Consider the following 15092-nt stretch of genomic DNA (forward strand, 5'->3'; position numbering starts at 1 on the left):
AACTGCTTGTAAAAGGGGTGAAAGTCTACAGAATCGAAGGCTTGAGTCAAGTTCTGTTGTTTTTTTATCGAAGATGAGTTGAGTAATATGCAACTGGATGCTAGCATGCGTTCCCATTCAAGGGAATGCCGCAATCCCCATTTTTGAACAAGAAAAAAGGATTGTTGTTACAATCCGGGCTCAATTCCTAGTGCCAGACTAGGAAACTGTCCCTTGCGATCCCGTGAGGCTGTCTTTTGCGGGCGATGGTTTGGCCGGCATGCCTGGGCTGACATGAAATTATCGTCGGAGCGGTGGTTTCAACACGTTCCGTCCTTAGCTGAAGAATCAAGGAGAAACGAATGGGCGTTCCACTGCGTCAACAACTGACCGTCGCAAAGTATCTGCTCAAACAGAAGATTTTCGGCGTCAAGCGCTATCCTCTGGTGCTGATGCTCGAGCCGTTGTTCCGCTGTAATCTGGCCTGTGCCGGCTGCGGAAAAATCGATTATCCGGACGAGATATTGAACCGGCGCCTGAGCGTCGAGGAGTCGCTGCAGGCCGTTGACGAATGCGATGCACCCATCGTCTCGATCGCAGGGGGAGAGCCGCTGCTCCACAAGGAATTGCCGGAGATCGTGCGCGGCATCATCGCGCGCAAGAAATACGTTTATCTGTGCACCAATGCCCTGCTGCTCAAGAAACGGATCGACGATTACGAGCCGTCCCCGTTCCTGACGCTGTCGATTCATCTGGACGGCAACCGCGACCGGCACGATGCCTCGGTCTGTCAGGCCGGTGTGTTCGACCGTGCCGTCGAAGCCGTCGAGATGGCGATTGCCCGGGGTTTCCGGGTGACCATCAATTGCACCTTGTTTCAAGGGGAGTCGGCTGAGGAAGTGGCCGAGTTCCTGGATCACACCCAGCGTCTGGGAGTCGAGGGAGTGACCATCGCCCCCGGTTTCAGCTACGAGCACGCGCCGCAGCAGAACATCTTCATCCGGATGCGCGACAGCAAGGAGCTGTTCCGCAAAGTGTTCAAGCTGGGCCGCGGCCGCGGCTGGCGCCTGAACCATTCAGGGCTCTATCTCGATTTCCTGGCGGGCAACCAGAGTTATAACTGCACGCCCTGGGGTAACCCGACCCGGAACGTTTTCGGTTGGCAGAAACCGTGCTACCTGCTGGTGGATGAGGGTTATGCGCCTTCCTTCCGCGCCTTGATGGAGGAGACGCCATGGCACAAGTACGGTAATTCGAAAAATCCGAAATGCGCCAACTGCATGGCGCACTGCGGCTATGAGGCCAGCGCCGTGGAAGACGCCATGCGCCGTCCCTGGAAAGCGGCCTGGGTCGCTTTGTTCGGGCCGAAAACGGAAGGAAGGATGGCGCCAGAGCCGGAGCCGGAATACGAAACCGGCGCGCCCGAAGCGGCGCCCGTCAACGTGCGTCCGACGATCCGTATCGAGGCCGTCGAATAGTTGGCCGGGTCGGGCGCCTGCAAAAAAGCCGGCTTCGAAGCCGGCTTTTTTGTGTCCGCGCGGTTATCGCCGGCTCAGTAGTGCAGCAGCGAATGCACGCGGCGGCCGTGTAAAGCCTGCCGGCCTTCGAGGGCGTCCAGCTCGACCACAAAGGCACAGGCGGCCACTTCGGCTCCAAGGCTCTCCACCAGCGAACAACTGGCGCGCGCCGTGCCGCCGGTCGCCAGGAGGTCGTCGACCATCAGCACGCGGTCGCCCACTCCCAAGGCGTCCAGATGGACCTCCAGGCGGGCCGAGCCGTATTCCAGGTCGTAATCGATGGTTTGGACGTTGTAGGGAAGTTTCCCCGGTTTGCGCAGGGGCACGAAGCCAACGCCCAGCTCCCAGGCCGCCAGCGCGCCGAAGATGAACCCCCGGGCTTCCATGCCGGCAACGGCGGTGATGTCTTCGCCGACGAACGGGTGTATGAGCTGGTGGATGGTGAACCGCAGCGCCGCTGGATCTTTGACCAGCGGCGTGATGTCCCGGAACAGAATGCCAGGCTTGGGGAAGTCCGGAATGTCACGAATCTTGGCGCGCAGCTTGTCCATCAGGGTTTGCCCTTGGCCGAGCCGCGGGCCCGCTTCGGTTTCTCCGTAGCAGCCGTGGCTTGGAGGAAAGTCTCGATCGACCGGGCGATGCCCGCCTGGTCCAGACCGGCGATGGCCAGGAGTTCCTCCCGGGTGCCCTGATCGAGGAACTCGTCCTTCAGGCCGATGTGGCAGACCGGGATACCGCAGCGCTGGGCAGCGAGGAATTCTCCGACCGCGCTGCCGGCACCGCCGGCAATGGCATTTTCCTCGATGGTGACGATGCGCTCGTGGGTGCCGGCCAGTTCCAGGATAAGCGCCTCATCCAGGGGTTTCACGAAACGCATGTTGGCCACGGTGGCGCCGATTTGCTCGCCGACGGCGAGTGCGGCGGCCAGGGGCGTGCCGAAGACCAGGATCGCGGTCCCCTTGCCCTGGAGGCGTACTTCGCCCTTCCCGATGGGGATGGCAGTCATGGTGTCTTCCGGTTTGACTCCGGGGCCTCGGCCACGCGGATAGCGCACGGCCGCCGGCCCGTCATGGATGAAGCCGGTGTAGAGCATCTGTCTGCATTCGTTTTCGTCCGAGGGCGCCATGATCAGCATGTTGGGAATGCAGCGCATGAAGCTCAGATCGAAGCTGCCGGCATGGGTCGGTCCGTCCGGTCCGACCAGCCCGGCGCGGTCGATGGCGAACAGCACCGGCAGATTCTGCAGGGCGACGTCATGGATCAGCTGGTCGTAGGCGCGCTGCAAGAAGGTGGAATAGATCGCCACCACCGGCTTGTAGCCTTCGCAGGCCTGCCCTGCCGCGAATGTCACGGCATGCTGCTCGGCGATGCCGACGTCGAAATAGCGATCCGGAAAGCGCTGAGAGAATTCCACCAGGCCCGAGCCTTCGCGCATCGCCGGCGTGATGCCTAGCAGCCGCCGGTCGCGCGCCGCCATGTCGCACAGCCACTGGCCGAATACTTCCGTATAGCTCGGTGTTCCTGGCTTGGATTTGGGCAGTTCGTCGGCGTCGAGGTCGAAGGCGCCCACACCGTGATAGGCTACGGGATCCTTCTCGGCGGGTGCGTAACCCTTGCCTTTGCGGGTGACGACGTGCAGGAAGCGGGGGCCTTTCTGATCGCGCAGATTACGCAAGGTTGTGATCAAGGTGTCCAGATCGTGGCCGTCGATCGGGCCGAAATAATTGAATCCCAGTTCTTCGAACAACGTTCCCGGCGCCACCATGCCTTTGACGTGTTCTTCGGCGCGGCGCGCCAGTTCCCAAACGCCGGGCATGTGGCGGCCCAGGAGATGTTTGCCGCTTTCGCGGACCGACGAGTAGAACTTCCCGCTCAATATTTTCGCCAGGTAGTTGTTGAGCGCGCCGACGTTGGGCGAGATCGACATTTCGTTGTCGTTGAGGATGATCAGGAGGTTGGCATCCAGCGTGCCGGCGTGGTTGAGCGCTTCGAAGGCCATGCCGCCCGTGAGGCCGCCATCGCCGATGATCGCCACCGCATGGATGGGCCGCCGGTCCAGCGCGGCTGCGACGGCCATGCCGAGGGCTGCGCTGATCGAGGTGCTCGAATGGCCGACGCCGAAGCAGTCGTAAGGGCTTTCGGCCCGATTGGGGAAGGCCGACAGTCCGCCCTTCTTGCGGATGGTCGGCAGGCGGGTGCGGCGGCCGGTCAGGATCTTGTGCGGATAGGCCTGATGGCCGACGTCCCAGACCAGTTTGTCTTCGGGGGTGTTGAAGACGTAATGCAGGGCGATGGTCAGTTCCACTGTCCCCAGTCCCGCAGCCAGATGTCCACCCGACTGGCTCACGCTCTCCAGGAGATAGCCCCGCAGCTCTTCGGCAAGTTCCGGCAGCCTGTCTTCCGGCAGATTGCGCAGTGCGGCGGGATGGTCTGCCGCTTCAAGAAGGGCATATCTTTTGGTTTCGGTCATGTAATCGCGTTCCAGGTTGCTCGGTCCAGCCGGGGGGTCGGCGTCCAGACTAATAACTAAAGTAGCTTACTCGGAAATTATGTCGCCGCGGTCCTTGCCTTTCAAGGAAAGGCGCGGCATTCCCCTAATTCTGCCGCTGGATAATGAAGCGGGAGAGTTCGCGCAGCAGACCGACTTCGGGGCCGAAGCCGGCCAGGCTTTCCAGTGCCGCCTCGTACATTTCCTTCGCTTTTTCCTTGGCGCCGGCCAGTCCCAGCAGGGCCGGGTAATTGGGTTTGTTGTGGTCGCGGTCCTTGCCTTGGGTTTTTCCCAAGGTTTGGGTGTCGCTCTCCTCATCGAGGATGTCGTCCTGGATCTGGAAAGCGAGACCGATGCACTTGGCATAGTGGTCCAGGCGGTCGGCCTGCTCGGCCGGCAGGTCAGGACTGGTCAGGCAGGCCAGCCGGACGGCGGCGCGGATCAGGGCGCCGGTTTTGCGGATGTGCATGTTTTCCAATCCCGGCAGATCCAGCTTCTTGCCCACCGAATCCAGGTCGATTGCCTGGCCGCCCACCATGCCGGCGGGGCCGGCGGCTCGTGCCAGGGTTTCGATCATGGCGATGCGGCTTTCCGCAGGCACGGCGATGCTGGGATCCTGGGCGAGGACATGGAAGGCCAGGGCCTGTAGGCCGTCTCCCGCGAGTATCGCGGTGGCCTCGTCATAGGCCTTATGGCAGGTCGGTTTGCCCCGACGCAGGTCGTCGTCATCCATCGCCGGCAGATCGTCGTGGATCAGCGAATAGACATGGATGAATTCGACTGCGCAGGCGGGGCCATCCAGCAGTTCCACTCGCGCACCGATCGCCTGGCCGGTGGCATAGGTGAGGAGGGGACGCATGCGCTTGCCGCCGCCCAGCACCGCGTAGCGCATGGCCTGATGGAGCCGTTCCGGCATGCGATCGGCGGCGGGCAGACGCGCATCCAGCGCCCGTTCCACCCGCTCTTGGCAGGACTGCATAAAATCGCTCAGAGGTTGTTCAGGGTTCATCACGAAATGGCTTCAAAGTGGGTAGACTGTTTTCTTCCAGCAGGATCTGGACCTTCTGTTCGGCATCCTGCAGCGATTTTTGACAGGTCCGCGTGAGCTCGATGCCTCGCTCGAACAGTTTCAGGGATTCCTCGAGTGGCAGATTGCCTTGTTCCATGCGTTCCACCAGCTGCTCCAGCTCGGCGAGGGCTTCTTCAAAGCTCGGGGGTTTGCGGGCCATGGCGGTTTCAATGCGGTAGTCGAAGGTGCGGCCAGGACGGGTTCGTCTCGCGGCCAAACACGGCATTATCTCAAACTTGTCAAGTTGATTAAAATGCGCCGCTGTCCGTGACGGCCGCCGCGTCCCTATTCCCTACCCAGTATCCCCATCTCACTCCATGAATGCAGTTTACGACGCCTCAGCCATCGAAGTCTTGAGCGGACTGGATCCGGTCCGCCGCCGGCCGGGTATGTACACCGACACCAGCCGCCCCGATCATCTCGCCCAGGAGGTCATCGACAACGCGGTGGACGAAGCCCTGGCCGGTTTTGCCCGCCTCATCGAGGTCCGTTTCCTGGCCGACGGCGGCTTGGAGGTGCGGGACGATGGCCGCGGCATGCCGGTCGACATCCATCCCGAACTCGGCATCTCCGGCGTCGAGGTGATCCTGACCAAGCTGCACGCCGGCGGCAAGTTCTCCCAGAAGGCCTACCGCTATTCCGGCGGCCTGCACGGCGTCGGGGTGTCGGTGGTTAATGCCTTATCGCAGCGGCTGGAGGTCGAAGTGCGGCGCAACGGGAAGGTGTATGCCATCGCCTTCGAAAAGGGCGACAAAGTGGAGGAGCTCGCCGAGACCGGCACGGCGCCTAGGCGTGAGACCGGTACGGCAGTGCGATTTTGGCCGGAAGCGCATTATTTCGACAATGTCCGGTTTTCCCGGTCGCGGCTCAAACATCTGCTGCGCGCCAAGGCCGTGTTGTGCCCGGGGCTGGAAATCCGGATGACCGATGACGCCAGTGGCGACAGCCAAACCTGGTGTTATCAGGACGGTCTGCCGCAATACCTGCTGGACCAGTTGCAGGGCAGCGCCTCCATTCCGGATGAGCCGTTCGTCGGTACGATGGAGGGCCGGCAGGAAGCGGTGGAATGGGCCGTGCTCTGGTGCCCAGACGGCGCGGCCCCGGTAGCTGAGAGCTACGTCAACCTGGTACCGACGGTGCAAGGCGGCACCCACGTCAATGGCCTACGCACGGGCCTGACCGACGCGGTGCGGGAGTTCTGCGAATACCGGAACCTGTTGCCGCGAGGCATCAAGATCGCGCCGGACGATGTGTGGGAGCGCTGTAACTACGTCCTGTCGGTGAAAATGCAGGAGCCGCAGTTCGCCGGCCAGACCAAAGAACGGTTGAATTCGCGCGAATGCGCTTCCTTCGTCTCGGGAGTGGTCAAGGATGCCTTCAGCTTGTGGCTGAACCAGCACCCTGCGGTCGGTGAGCGCATCGCCGAACTGGTGATCGAGAGTGCCCAGAAGCGCTTGCGGGCCAGCCGCCAGGTCACCCGCAAGCGCGTCACCAGCGGGCCGGCGCTGCCCGGGAAGCTGGCCGATTGCGCGGCACAGGATGTCAACCGCACCGAACTGTTCCTGGTCGAGGGCGATTCTGCCGGCGGCTCCGCCAAGCAGGCGCGTGACAAGGATTTTCAGGCCATCATGCCCTTGCGCGGCAAGATTCTGAACACATGGGAAGTGGAACCCGGCGCCATTTTCGCATCGCAGGAGGTGCATGACATCAGCCTGGCCATCGGTGTCGATCCCGGCGCCGGCGATTTGAGCGGTCTGCGCTATGGCAAGATCTGTGTGCTGGCCGACGCCGACTCCGACGGCAACCACATCGCCACCCTGCTGTGTGCCCTGTTCCTGCGCCATTTCCGCGCCCTGGTCGAAGCCGGCCACGTGTTCATCGCCATGCCGCCCTTGTACCGCATCGATGTCGGCAAGCAGGTGTACTACGCGCTGGACGAAGCGGAGAAAAAAGGCGTGCTGGACCGCATCGAAGCCGAGAAGATCAAGGGCAAGGTCAACGTGCTGCGCTTCAAGGGCCTAGGCGAGATGAACCCTGCCCAGTTGCGCGAGACCACGATGAACCCCGACACCCGGCGCTTGGTGCAGTTGTCGCTGGACGACGCCGCCGCGACCGACGAGCGCCTCGATATGCTGCTGGCCAAGAGGCGGGCGGGGGACCGCCGCGCCTGGCTGGAAGAGAAGGGCAATCTCGCCGACATCTGACCTCTTGCAAGCATCCACCATGAACGAAGCCGCGAATTACGAGCGCATCCCCTTACGGGATTTCACCGAGAAGGCGTATCTGGATTACGCCATGTACGTCATCCTGGACCGCGCCCTGCCGCACATCGCCGACGGTCTGAAGCCGGTGCAGCGGCGTATCGTCTACGCCATGTCCGAGCTGGGCTTGTCGGCGCAGGCGAAGCCCAAGAAATCCGCCCGCACGGTGGGCGACGTGCTGGGCAAATACCATCCGCACGGCGACTCGGCGTGTTATGAAGCCATGGTGCTGATGGCGCAACCCTTCTCCTACCGCTACCCGCTCATCGACGGCCAGGGCAACTGGGGTTCGCCTGACGACCCCAAGTCATTCGCGGCGATGCGCTACACCGAGGCCAGGCTGACGCCTTATGCGCAGTCTTTGTTGTCTGAGCTGGAGCAAGGCACCGTGGACTGGCTGCCGAATTTCGACGGCACGCTGGAAGAGCCGCAGCTCCTGCCGGCCCGCCTGCCCAATCTCCTGCTCAACGGCGCCACCGGTATCGCCGTCGGCATGGCGACGGACATCCCGCCGCATAATCTGCGCGAGGTGGTCGAGGCGTGCATCCTCCTCATCGACCGGCCCGATGCCTCGGTCGAGGAGCTGTGCGGCTGCATCCGGGGGCCCGATTTCCCCAACGAGGCCGAGCTCATCACCCCGCGCGAGGAACTGCTGAAGCTGTACCAGACCGGCAGCGGTGCGGTGCGCCTGCGCGCCCGCTACGAGCTGGAGGACGGCAACATCGTCGTCACTGCGCTGCCTTACCAGGTGTCCGGCGCCAAGCTGATGGAGCAGATCGCCGCTCAGATGCAGGCCAAGAAGCTGCCGATGGTCGACGACCTGCGGGACGAATCCGACCACGAAAACCCCACCCGGCTGGTCATCATGCCCAAATCCCGGCGGGTCGAGGTCGAGCCCTTGATGTCGCACCTGTTCGCCACCACCGATCTGGAACGCTCCTACCGCGTCAACCTCAACATCATAGGCTTGAACGGCCGGCCCCAAGTCAAGAACCTGCGCGAGATCCTGACGGAATGGCTGAGCTTCCGCACCGAGACCGTACGCCGCCGCCTGCGGCATCGTCTGGACAAGGTGCAGGCGCGGCTGCACATCCTCGAAGGTTTGGCTGTAGCCTTCCTCAACATCGATGAAGTCATCGCCATCATTCGCGATGAAGACCAGCCCAAGCCGGTGCTGATGGCGCGTTTCGGCCTCACCGATCTGCAGGCCGAGGCGATTCTGGAACTAAAGCTGCGCCACTTGGCTAGGCTGGAGGAAATCAAAATCCGGGGCGAACAGGCGGCGCTTGAACAGGAACGCGCCCGGCTCGAAAAGACCTTGGGTTCCCGGGCGGAACTCGACGCACTGATCAAGCAGGAGCTCAAGCAGGATGCGGAGAAGTTCGGCGACGCCCGTCGCTCGCCTATCGTCGCCCGCCAGGCCTCTCAGGCCCTGGACACCGCCGCCCTGATCGCTAGCGAGCCGGTCACCATCGTGCTGTCGGAGAAAGGCTGGATACGCTCGGCCAAAGGCCACGAAGTCGATCCTGCAACCCTGAGCTATCGGGCTGGCGACGGTTTCCTGTGCGCCGCGCTGGGCCGCTCGACACAGCCTGCCTATTTTCTCGATTCCACTGGGCGCAGCTACAGCTTGCCCGTGCACGACCTGCCATCCGCCCGCAGCCAGGGCGAGCCGTTGACCGGCCGCCTCAACCCCCCCCCAGGCGCCACTTTCGTCGCCGTGCTGGCTGGATCGGAGGAAGACTGGTATCTGCTGGCCACTGATGGCGGCTACGGTTTCTTGGTCCAACTCGGCGAGTTGGGAGCAAAAAACCGCTCGGGCAAGACGCTGCTGAGCGTGCCCGATCATGCCAAGGTCATGACTCCACTGCGGGTCTTGAGCCCCGACGCCGACCGCCTGGCCTTCGTTTCCGCCCAAGGCCGTCTGCTCGTTTATCCCGCCGCCGAAATACCCCGCCTCAACAAAGGAAAGGGCAACAAGCTGATCCAGATCGCCCCGGCCGACCTCGAAGCGCGACAGGACTTCATCGTTGCCGTCGCCAGCATGCCCGCCGGCGCGGCGCTGCGCGCCACCGCCGGCAAGCGTACCCTCACGCTGCAGCCTGGCGACCTGGAAAACTATCTGGGAGCCAGAGGGCGGCGCGGCAATCCTCTGCCACGGGGATTCCAGCGGGTGGAGCGGTTGGAGACGGTGTAAGCGGGCGGAACCCGTCGGGGTAGGAGGGCCGGTGTGGCACATCGTGCTGCATCTGCCGCCCAGGGGTCTCATCCGCAGCCCGCCGTCCTCGCGAGATGCCCGAAGTGCCCAGGGAGTGTGTCGGAGCAGCGGCTCCAGCCCTTTTCGCGAGTACAAAAAATTCCCGAATCGGGTTTGCCCAGTCCCTTTGCCGCTCCGCGGCCTGCGACGTCAGCCGGCGGCTCGCTCAGGAGGAATGGCTCTCTCGTCCTCAGGCGAGAATGTCCGTTTCAAGGGGGAAAGGGACATGCCCCGACGATCGACGTGCATTTGTACCTGGCGGTACCGGGTTCTTTACGCTCAATCTGCTGCAAAGCCACGGCAACGATCTGCTGGTTCGTGAAATCGCCTTGTCAGGCGAAACGGCGAGCCGGGTGCGTTCGCATCCTCCGTTTCGAATCGACGCCTGGGATGTGTTGCCGGATCATGTGCATTGTGTGTGGACCTTGCCGCCCGGCGATAGCGATTTCAGCAGGCGATGGCGATTGATCCAGAACGGATTTTTGCGTGCATTGTCCAACACCGAACACCGGTCGGACATTCGCCAAGCCGCCGGGGAAGGCGGTCGTCGAACTCGATGGCACCGGGTTTGGTCGTTGAGCGGGAGTGTCAGAATTTTTGTCTGGGGGGCGGAGAAGGACTTTTCCACAGTGCCGCCGCCGGGTTCAAGTTTGCCTGCCGGCTTTGAATCTGCGGCGAATGAGTGACCTCGGGGGCGTCGTAACGGAAAAGCGGGGAGGCCGTCCTCGATGAATGGGTGGCTGAGGCCCCCATGCTTGCCCACCCTATGCCGATGTGCGGAGAAAAGTCGGGAGCGGTCCGTGGCCATGCCCAATTCAGAGTCTCCCATTCGCAACTCCAAAAATCGTCTGCCGCGCAGATTGCCTGCCGTCATGCGGCGGCTCATCGGCCGAACGGTCGGCGGTGAGGCAGATGCTGCCCGCCGCCGGGATTACAGCCGGCCCGGAGGCTCTGCCAGGTGAACTGCTGGGCCCGCTCTACGGCGGATTCCAATGCGTATCCCAGGGCCAGATATCCGGCCACGGAGGCGGCGAGCGTGCAACCGGAGCCATGATAGCTGTGCGGCAGTCTGGGCCAGCGATAGTCCCGCCTTCCATGGGGGGAATAGAGGCGGTTCAGGACGTCGTCGGTGAGGGCATGCGTCCCGGTGATGAGTACGTTCGGGCAGCCCAGGAGGCGGAGGCGTTTGGCGTTTTCCGCTTCGGTCGCGCCGCCGCCGAGGCGGAAAGCTTCCGGTAGGTTGGGGGTCACGAGGACGGCGCGCGGCAGGAGTTCGGTGCGCACCGCTTCGATCAGCTCTTCCGAAGCCAGATCGGTGCCTCCACCGGCGGCGAGCACGGGATCGAGCACTACCGGCACCCTGGTGCCGCCTCGAAGAGCAGCGGAGCTGAGTTCATCCAGCAGGGCCGCTACGCAGCGGGCGATGCCCGCACTGCCCAGCAGGCCGATTTTCACCGCGGCGATCGGCAGGTCGCGGATCAGGGCCCGCCCCTGCGCCAGAAAGGCTTCAGGGGGCTGGGTTTGCACGGCGTATACATTGGAAGTGTCCTGCACCGTCAACGCCGTGATCACCGAGCAAGCCAGGCAACCGCTGGCGCCGATCGCTTCGATGTCGGCCTGGATGCCGGCGCCACCCGTAGGGTCATGCCCCGAAAGGCTGAGGACGATGGCTGTGTGCTGGCTGTGAGTTGTCATCGAAGTCCTGATGGGATCAAATGTCGCTCTGGTGTGACATGCGGCGCAGAGATTTCGATCTTTCTGTCGGCATTTGGCGACGCATCATGCATCCATGGTCTACCTTTCCCGAAATTGCTGTCTACTCTTAACCGTAACGATGTGTATCCGATAGTGTTTCGGATTGCTGGGCGATCGATCGGCACAGGGGGACGGCTCGAATGAAATGGTATGCAACTGGCAGCGTGACTTCTTCGACCTCCGCTCCGGCACAGTTTGCAAAAATCGCCGAGAAATTCTGCCGGCTGGTGGATGGCTTCGCCCGTCACGAGCCGCAGGACTGGCTGGCGCTCATCGCCCGCGAACTCGAGCCGCTGGAAACGGCCGTACGGGGACTGGCGCGCAAGGGAGGTATCGGTGACTACTCCTTGCTGGCGGATATAGAGGAGCGGCATCGGATGTACGTGCAGCTCAAGACCTTTCTCGGCAGCATGGACGACTACTGGACCGAGGCCGATCTCGAAGCCGGTGACGGTGTCATGACGGGCAGCCTGTCGGACAACATTACGGAAATCTATTTCGCATTGAAGCGTGGGCTGGCCCACTGGAACCAGGGGCCGGACGAAGCCGCCGCCGCGGTCGGCGAGTGGGTTTCCGGTTTCGAGATCAACTGGGGCTACCATCTGGCCAACCTGCGTTCCCAGCTCAAACACAAGGCCACGTTGCATTGATTTCACGCAGGGTTTCGAGTTCGGCCTGGTTCTTGCGGTAAAATCTTCCCACATCGTAATGGGCGGACCTACCGGAGGGGCGTGGGGTGCTGGACATCATCAAGGGTGGCGGGCCGCTGATCTGGCCGATTCTGATCTGTTCCGTGGTCGCTCTCGCCATCATCCTGGAGCGCCTGTGGGCTCTGCGCACCAGCCGCATCCTGCCGGCCGAACTCACCGCTACGGTCTGGACCCTGTGGCGGAACCATCAGCTCGATGCCGGCAGCATCCGCCAGATCGCCCTGAGTTCGCCGCTGGGTGCCGTCCTGGCGGCAGGGCTGGCCAACCACAAACACGGGCGCGAGGTGATGCAGCGCTGCATTGAGCAGGCCGGCCGTCAGGTCGTCCATGCCATGGAACGTTATCTCAACACCCTCGGTACCATTGCTTCGATTTCTCCTTATCTGGGCCTCCTCGGTAGCGTGCTGGGGATGATGAAGGTGTTTGCCGGTTTTTCCGCCGCGCACGGCGCCGGCAACCCGGCTGTGCTGGCGGGCGGTCTGTCCGAAATCCTCATCACCACCGCCGCGGGGCTGGCCGTGGCCATTCCCAGTCTAATGTTCTACCGCTATTTCCGGGGCAGGGTGAACGAGCTGGCGATACGCCTGGAAGAGGAAGCAGTCCGCCTGATCGCCGTCCTGCATGGTGAACGCGAAGAGTGAGTTTGTCATGAATTTCCGCCCGCAGAACCGGGACGAGCCGGAATTGAACCTGATTCCGATGATCGATGTGCTGATCGTCCTGATGATCTTCCTGGTGATGACGACCACCTTCAGCCGGGAAACCGGGCTCGAACTGCAGTTGCCCAAGGCGCAGAGTTCGCTTCCCGAAGAATCGCCCAAGGGAGTGGACGTCGCCATCGACGCCGAGGGGCGGTTTTCGGTCAACGGCACCCCGTTGCAGGACAACCGTCTCGAAATATTGCGCGAGGCGATGAAGGCGGCGGCCGGCGGACAGCAAGACCCCCTCGTGATCATCCGCGCCGACCGCACCACCCAGCACCAGCATGTCATCACGGTCCTGGACGCTGCTGGCCAGCTTGGCTTTGGCCACATCAGTTTCGCCGCCGAGATTGCAGCCGAGAGCAAGCCGTGAGCCGGTCAAAGCGGATGATCGCCGCCTGGCTGCAGCGGCAGTGGTACGCCGAGGCACAGCCGCCGTGGGGTTTGGTCGTGTTGAGCCGCGGGTTCGCCGCTGCCGCCGCGCTCCGCCGGCGGTGTTACCGCTGGAGCGCGCAAGTCCGTCTCGGTGCGCCCGTCATCGTCGTCGGCAATCTCAGCGTGGGCGGCACCGGCAAGACGCCGCTGGTGGTCGCACTGGTGGAACTGCTGCGGCAGCATGGATGGTCGGCCGGCGTGATCAGCCGGGGCTATGGCGGTTCCGCCGGGCCGCCGCGTGAGGTTTTCTGCGACAGCGACCCTGCCAAGGTCGGCGACGAGCCATTGCTGATCCGGCAGCGCACCGGTGGTCCGGTTTTCGTTTCGCCGAAACGCCTGGATGCTGCCCGGGCCGTGATCGAAGCCGGCGCGGACGTCGTCGTTTCCGACGACGGCCTCCAGCATTACGCCCTGCCGCGGGACATCGAAATCGCCGTGGTCGACGGCCTGCGCCGGTTCGGCAACGGCCGGCTGCTGCCGGCGGGGCCATTGCGGGAGCCGGTCGAGCGGCTGGCAGGCGTGGATTTCGTGATCTGCAACGGCGGCGAACCGGCGCCCGGCGAATCAGCCATGACGCTGGAAGGTGGCACGGCGGTGCGTCTTGCCGATGGCGAGCAGCTTCCCTTGGCCGCTTTCGCGGGGCGCAAGATCGTTGCCATGGCAGGCATAGGCAATCCTGCACGTTTTTTTTCGCACCTGGCCGCCGCGGGCCTGAGCTTCGAGCCGGTGGCATGGCCTGACCACCATACCTACACCCCGGAGGATTTCCGTTCCGTTCCAGAACACACGCCGGTTCTGATGACCGAGAAAGACGCCGTGAAGTGCCGCCGGCTGGACGATCCGCGAATCTGGTACATTCCCGTCTCCGCCCGGCTCGATCCGGCCTTCGCACCCCGACTACTGAACATCCTGGAGAGGATCCGACATGGACAAACAACTGCTTGACATACTGGTCTGCCCGCTATGTAAGGGCGCGCTGATCTACCTCCGCGAGCAGCAGGAGCTGGTCTGCCTGGCGGACAAGCTGGCCTACCCGATCCGCGACGACATTCCGGTGATGCTGGACAGCGAGGCAAGGAAGCTCAGCCTCGACGAGTACGACGCGCTCCACAAGCGACGAACGTCGCCGGTGGCCTGATGCCGGCGACATTCACCATCGTCATTCCGGCACGCTATGGTTCGACCCGGCTGCCCGGCAAGCCCCTCTTGGAACTCGGCGGTAAGCCGATGATCGCGCACGTCTGCGAGCGGGCGATCGAAGCCGGCGCGGCCGAGATCGTGGTCGCGACCGACGATGAACGTATCGCCAAAGCGGTCGAAGCCCTGCCGGTTACCGCGATGCTGACTCGCCCCGACCACGCCAGCGGCACCGAGCGTCTGGCCGAGGTGGCCGAGCGTCGGGCCTGGAACGACGATACCCTCGTGATCAATCTGCAGGGCGACGAGCCTTTTATGGACGCCGCCCTGCTACGCGCCCTGGCGGAGGCGCTGGGGCGGCGCGAAGACTGTCGGGTGGCGACCCTGGCCGCGCCAATCCACCGGCCCGAGGAAATCTTCGATCCCAATGTGGTCAAAGTGGTCACCGATGGGGAGAGCCGGGCGCTGTATTTCAGCCGGGCCGCCGTGCCCTGGGACCGCGAGTCTTTCGCCGAGGGGAGGGCGGCGCCGAAGCCGGGGCAGGGCATGCCTTATCGCCGCCATATCGGGGTATACGCTTACACCGCGGCCTATTTACGCCGCTATGTCGGTCTGGCACCGTCGCCGCTGGAGCACATCGAACGCCTGGAGCAACTGCGCATCCTCTGGCACGGTGACCGCATCCTGGTGGTGCCAGTGGCGGGCGCGCCTGCATCGGGTGTGGACACCGCCGCTGATCTCGAGCGGGCCCGGCGCCATCTGGCCGACCGGACGCCTTGACCG

The 15092-nt window shown here is 63.4% G+C and carries 15 protein-coding genes; 10 read left to right on the forward strand and 5 right to left on the reverse strand.

All coding sequences use genetic code 11. From position 1 onward, the window contains the following. Positions 1-341: 341 nt before the first annotated feature. The gene (gene hpnH / locus N4J17_RS08990) at positions 342-1457 is read left to right on the forward strand and encodes an adenosyl-hopene transferase HpnH (protein WP_198321838.1); all 1116 of its coding nucleotides are present in this window, start codon (positions 342-344) and stop codon (positions 1455-1457) included. 74 nt (positions 1458-1531) lie between these two features. On the opposite strand, the gene N4J17_RS08995 is transcribed toward hpnH, so the two are convergent. The 4 genes from N4J17_RS08995 to N4J17_RS09010 all read right to left on the reverse strand — a co-directional run bounded on the left by N4J17_RS08995 (position 1532) and on the right by N4J17_RS09010 (position 5213). Next, positions 1532-2047, reverse strand: coding sequence for an adenine phosphoribosyltransferase (locus N4J17_RS08995; RefSeq protein WP_198321829.1), 516 nt, complete (start codon positions 2045-2047; stop codon positions 1532-1534). Continuing rightward, positions 2047-3966, reverse strand: coding sequence for a 1-deoxy-D-xylulose-5-phosphate synthase (gene dxs / locus N4J17_RS09000; protein ID WP_198321828.1), 1920 nt, complete (start codon positions 3964-3966; stop codon positions 2047-2049). Before dxs ends, N4J17_RS08995 begins: the two co-directional genes overlap by 1 nt. A gap of 124 nt (positions 3967-4090) precedes the next feature. Beyond that, on the reverse strand, positions 4091-4993 hold the full coding sequence (gene ispA, locus N4J17_RS09005) for a (2E,6E)-farnesyl diphosphate synthase (RefSeq protein WP_198321826.1): 903 nt from the start codon (positions 4991-4993) through the stop codon (positions 4091-4093). Then, positions 4983-5213, reverse strand: coding sequence for an exodeoxyribonuclease VII small subunit (locus N4J17_RS09010; RefSeq protein ID WP_169602617.1), 231 nt, complete (start codon positions 5211-5213; stop codon positions 4983-4985). The genes ispA and N4J17_RS09010 overlap by 11 nt, the downstream gene beginning before the upstream one ends. 157 nt (positions 5214-5370) lie before the next feature. On the opposite strand from N4J17_RS09010, the gene parE reads away from it, so the two are divergent. The 3 genes from parE (at position 5371) to N4J17_RS09025 (ending at position 10257) form a co-directional block, all read left to right on the forward strand. Continuing rightward, entirely contained in the window at positions 5371-7257 is a 1887-nt protein-coding gene (parE, locus tag N4J17_RS09015; RefSeq protein ID WP_198321825.1) for a DNA topoisomerase IV subunit B, read from the forward strand. A 19-nt stretch (positions 7258-7276) separates the two neighbouring features. After that, on the forward strand, positions 7277-9511 hold the full coding sequence (gene parC / locus N4J17_RS09020) for a DNA topoisomerase IV subunit A (protein ID WP_198321823.1): 2235 nt from the start codon (positions 7277-7279) through the stop codon (positions 9509-9511). A 260-nt stretch (positions 9512-9771) separates the two neighbouring features. Continuing rightward, positions 9772-10257 carry an REP-associated tyrosine transposase gene (locus N4J17_RS09025; RefSeq protein WP_198321822.1) on the forward strand — a complete coding sequence of 162 codons (486 nt, stop codon included), beginning with the start codon at positions 9772-9774 and terminating at the stop codon, positions 10255-10257. A 196-nt stretch (positions 10258-10453) separates the two neighbouring features. Here N4J17_RS09025 and thiD read toward each other — a convergent pair whose 3' ends face one another. Continuing rightward, positions 10454-11266 (reverse strand): bifunctional hydroxymethylpyrimidine kinase/phosphomethylpyrimidine kinase, encoded by an 813-nt coding sequence (gene thiD, locus N4J17_RS09030; RefSeq protein WP_198321821.1) that lies wholly within the window; start codon positions 11264-11266, stop codon positions 10454-10456. Positions 11267-11466: 200 nt separating this feature from the next. Here thiD and N4J17_RS09035 point away from each other — a divergent pair, with 200 nt between their 5' ends. The 6 genes from N4J17_RS09035 to kdsB all read left to right on the forward strand — a co-directional run bounded on the left by N4J17_RS09035 (position 11467) and on the right by kdsB (position 15089). Continuing rightward, complete coding sequence (locus tag N4J17_RS09035) at positions 11467-11976, forward strand: DUF5063 domain-containing protein (RefSeq protein WP_198321820.1); 510 nt, start codon at positions 11467-11469, stop codon at positions 11974-11976. Positions 11977-12062: 86 nt separating this feature from the next. Continuing rightward, positions 12063-12677, forward strand: a complete 615-nt coding sequence (locus N4J17_RS09040; RefSeq protein WP_198321818.1) for a MotA/TolQ/ExbB proton channel family protein — start codon at positions 12063-12065, stop codon at positions 12675-12677. A gap of 7 nt (positions 12678-12684) precedes the next feature. Further along, complete coding sequence (locus N4J17_RS09045; protein ID WP_198321816.1) at positions 12685-13110, forward strand: ExbD/TolR family protein; 426 nt, start codon at positions 12685-12687, stop codon at positions 13108-13110. Next, complete coding sequence (gene lpxK / locus N4J17_RS09050; protein WP_198321815.1) at positions 13107-14117, forward strand: tetraacyldisaccharide 4'-kinase; 1011 nt, start codon at positions 13107-13109, stop codon at positions 14115-14117. Before N4J17_RS09045 ends, lpxK begins: the two co-directional genes overlap by 4 nt. Next, complete coding sequence (locus N4J17_RS09055) at positions 14098-14310, forward strand: Trm112 family protein (RefSeq protein WP_198321814.1); 213 nt, start codon at positions 14098-14100, stop codon at positions 14308-14310. The genes lpxK and N4J17_RS09055 overlap by 20 nt, the downstream gene beginning before the upstream one ends. After that, positions 14310-15089, forward strand: a complete 780-nt coding sequence (gene kdsB / locus N4J17_RS09060; protein ID WP_198321812.1) for a 3-deoxy-manno-octulosonate cytidylyltransferase — start codon at positions 14310-14312, stop codon at positions 15087-15089. The genes N4J17_RS09055 and kdsB overlap by 1 nt, the downstream gene beginning before the upstream one ends. Positions 15090-15092: the final 3 nt, after the last annotated feature.

Source organism: Methylococcus capsulatus (assembly GCF_036864975.1).
Taxonomy (GTDB): Bacteria; Pseudomonadota; Gammaproteobacteria; order Methylococcales; family Methylococcaceae; genus Methylococcus.

Excerpts from the sequence above, each read along its gene's own strand:
- hpnH (WP_198321838.1), top strand. The coding sequence starts at position 342 with ATGGGCGTTCCACTGCGTCAACAACTGACCGTCGCAAAGTATCTGCTC.
- N4J17_RS08995 (WP_198321829.1), bottom strand. The coding sequence starts at position 2,047 with ATGGACAAGCTGCGCGCCAAGATTCGTGACATTCCGGACTTCCCCAAG.
- dxs (WP_198321828.1), bottom strand. The coding sequence starts at position 3,966 with ATGACCGAAACCAAAAGATATGCCCTTCTTGAAGCGGCAGACCATCCC.
- ispA (WP_198321826.1), bottom strand. The coding sequence starts at position 4,993 with ATGAACCCTGAACAACCTCTGAGCGATTTTATGCAGTCCTGCCAAGAG.
- N4J17_RS09010 (WP_169602617.1), bottom strand. The coding sequence starts at position 5,213 with ATGGCCCGCAAACCCCCGAGCTTTGAAGAAGCCCTCGCCGAGCTGGAG.
- parE (WP_198321825.1), top strand. The coding sequence starts at position 5,371 with ATGAATGCAGTTTACGACGCCTCAGCCATCGAAGTCTTGAGCGGACTG.
- parC (WP_198321823.1), top strand. The coding sequence starts at position 7,277 with ATGAACGAAGCCGCGAATTACGAGCGCATCCCCTTACGGGATTTCACC.
- N4J17_RS09025 (WP_198321822.1), top strand. The coding sequence starts at position 9,772 with ATGTCCGTTTCAAGGGGGAAAGGGACATGCCCCGACGATCGACGTGCA.
- thiD (WP_198321821.1), bottom strand. The coding sequence starts at position 11,266 with ATGACAACTCACAGCCAGCACACAGCCATCGTCCTCAGCCTTTCGGGG.
- N4J17_RS09035 (WP_198321820.1), top strand. The coding sequence starts at position 11,467 with ATGAAATGGTATGCAACTGGCAGCGTGACTTCTTCGACCTCCGCTCCG.
- N4J17_RS09045 (WP_198321816.1), top strand. The coding sequence starts at position 12,685 with ATGAATTTCCGCCCGCAGAACCGGGACGAGCCGGAATTGAACCTGATT.
- N4J17_RS09055 (WP_198321814.1), top strand. The coding sequence starts at position 14,098 with ATGGACAAACAACTGCTTGACATACTGGTCTGCCCGCTATGTAAGGGC.
- kdsB (WP_198321812.1), top strand. The coding sequence starts at position 14,310 with ATGCCGGCGACATTCACCATCGTCATTCCGGCACGCTATGGTTCGACC.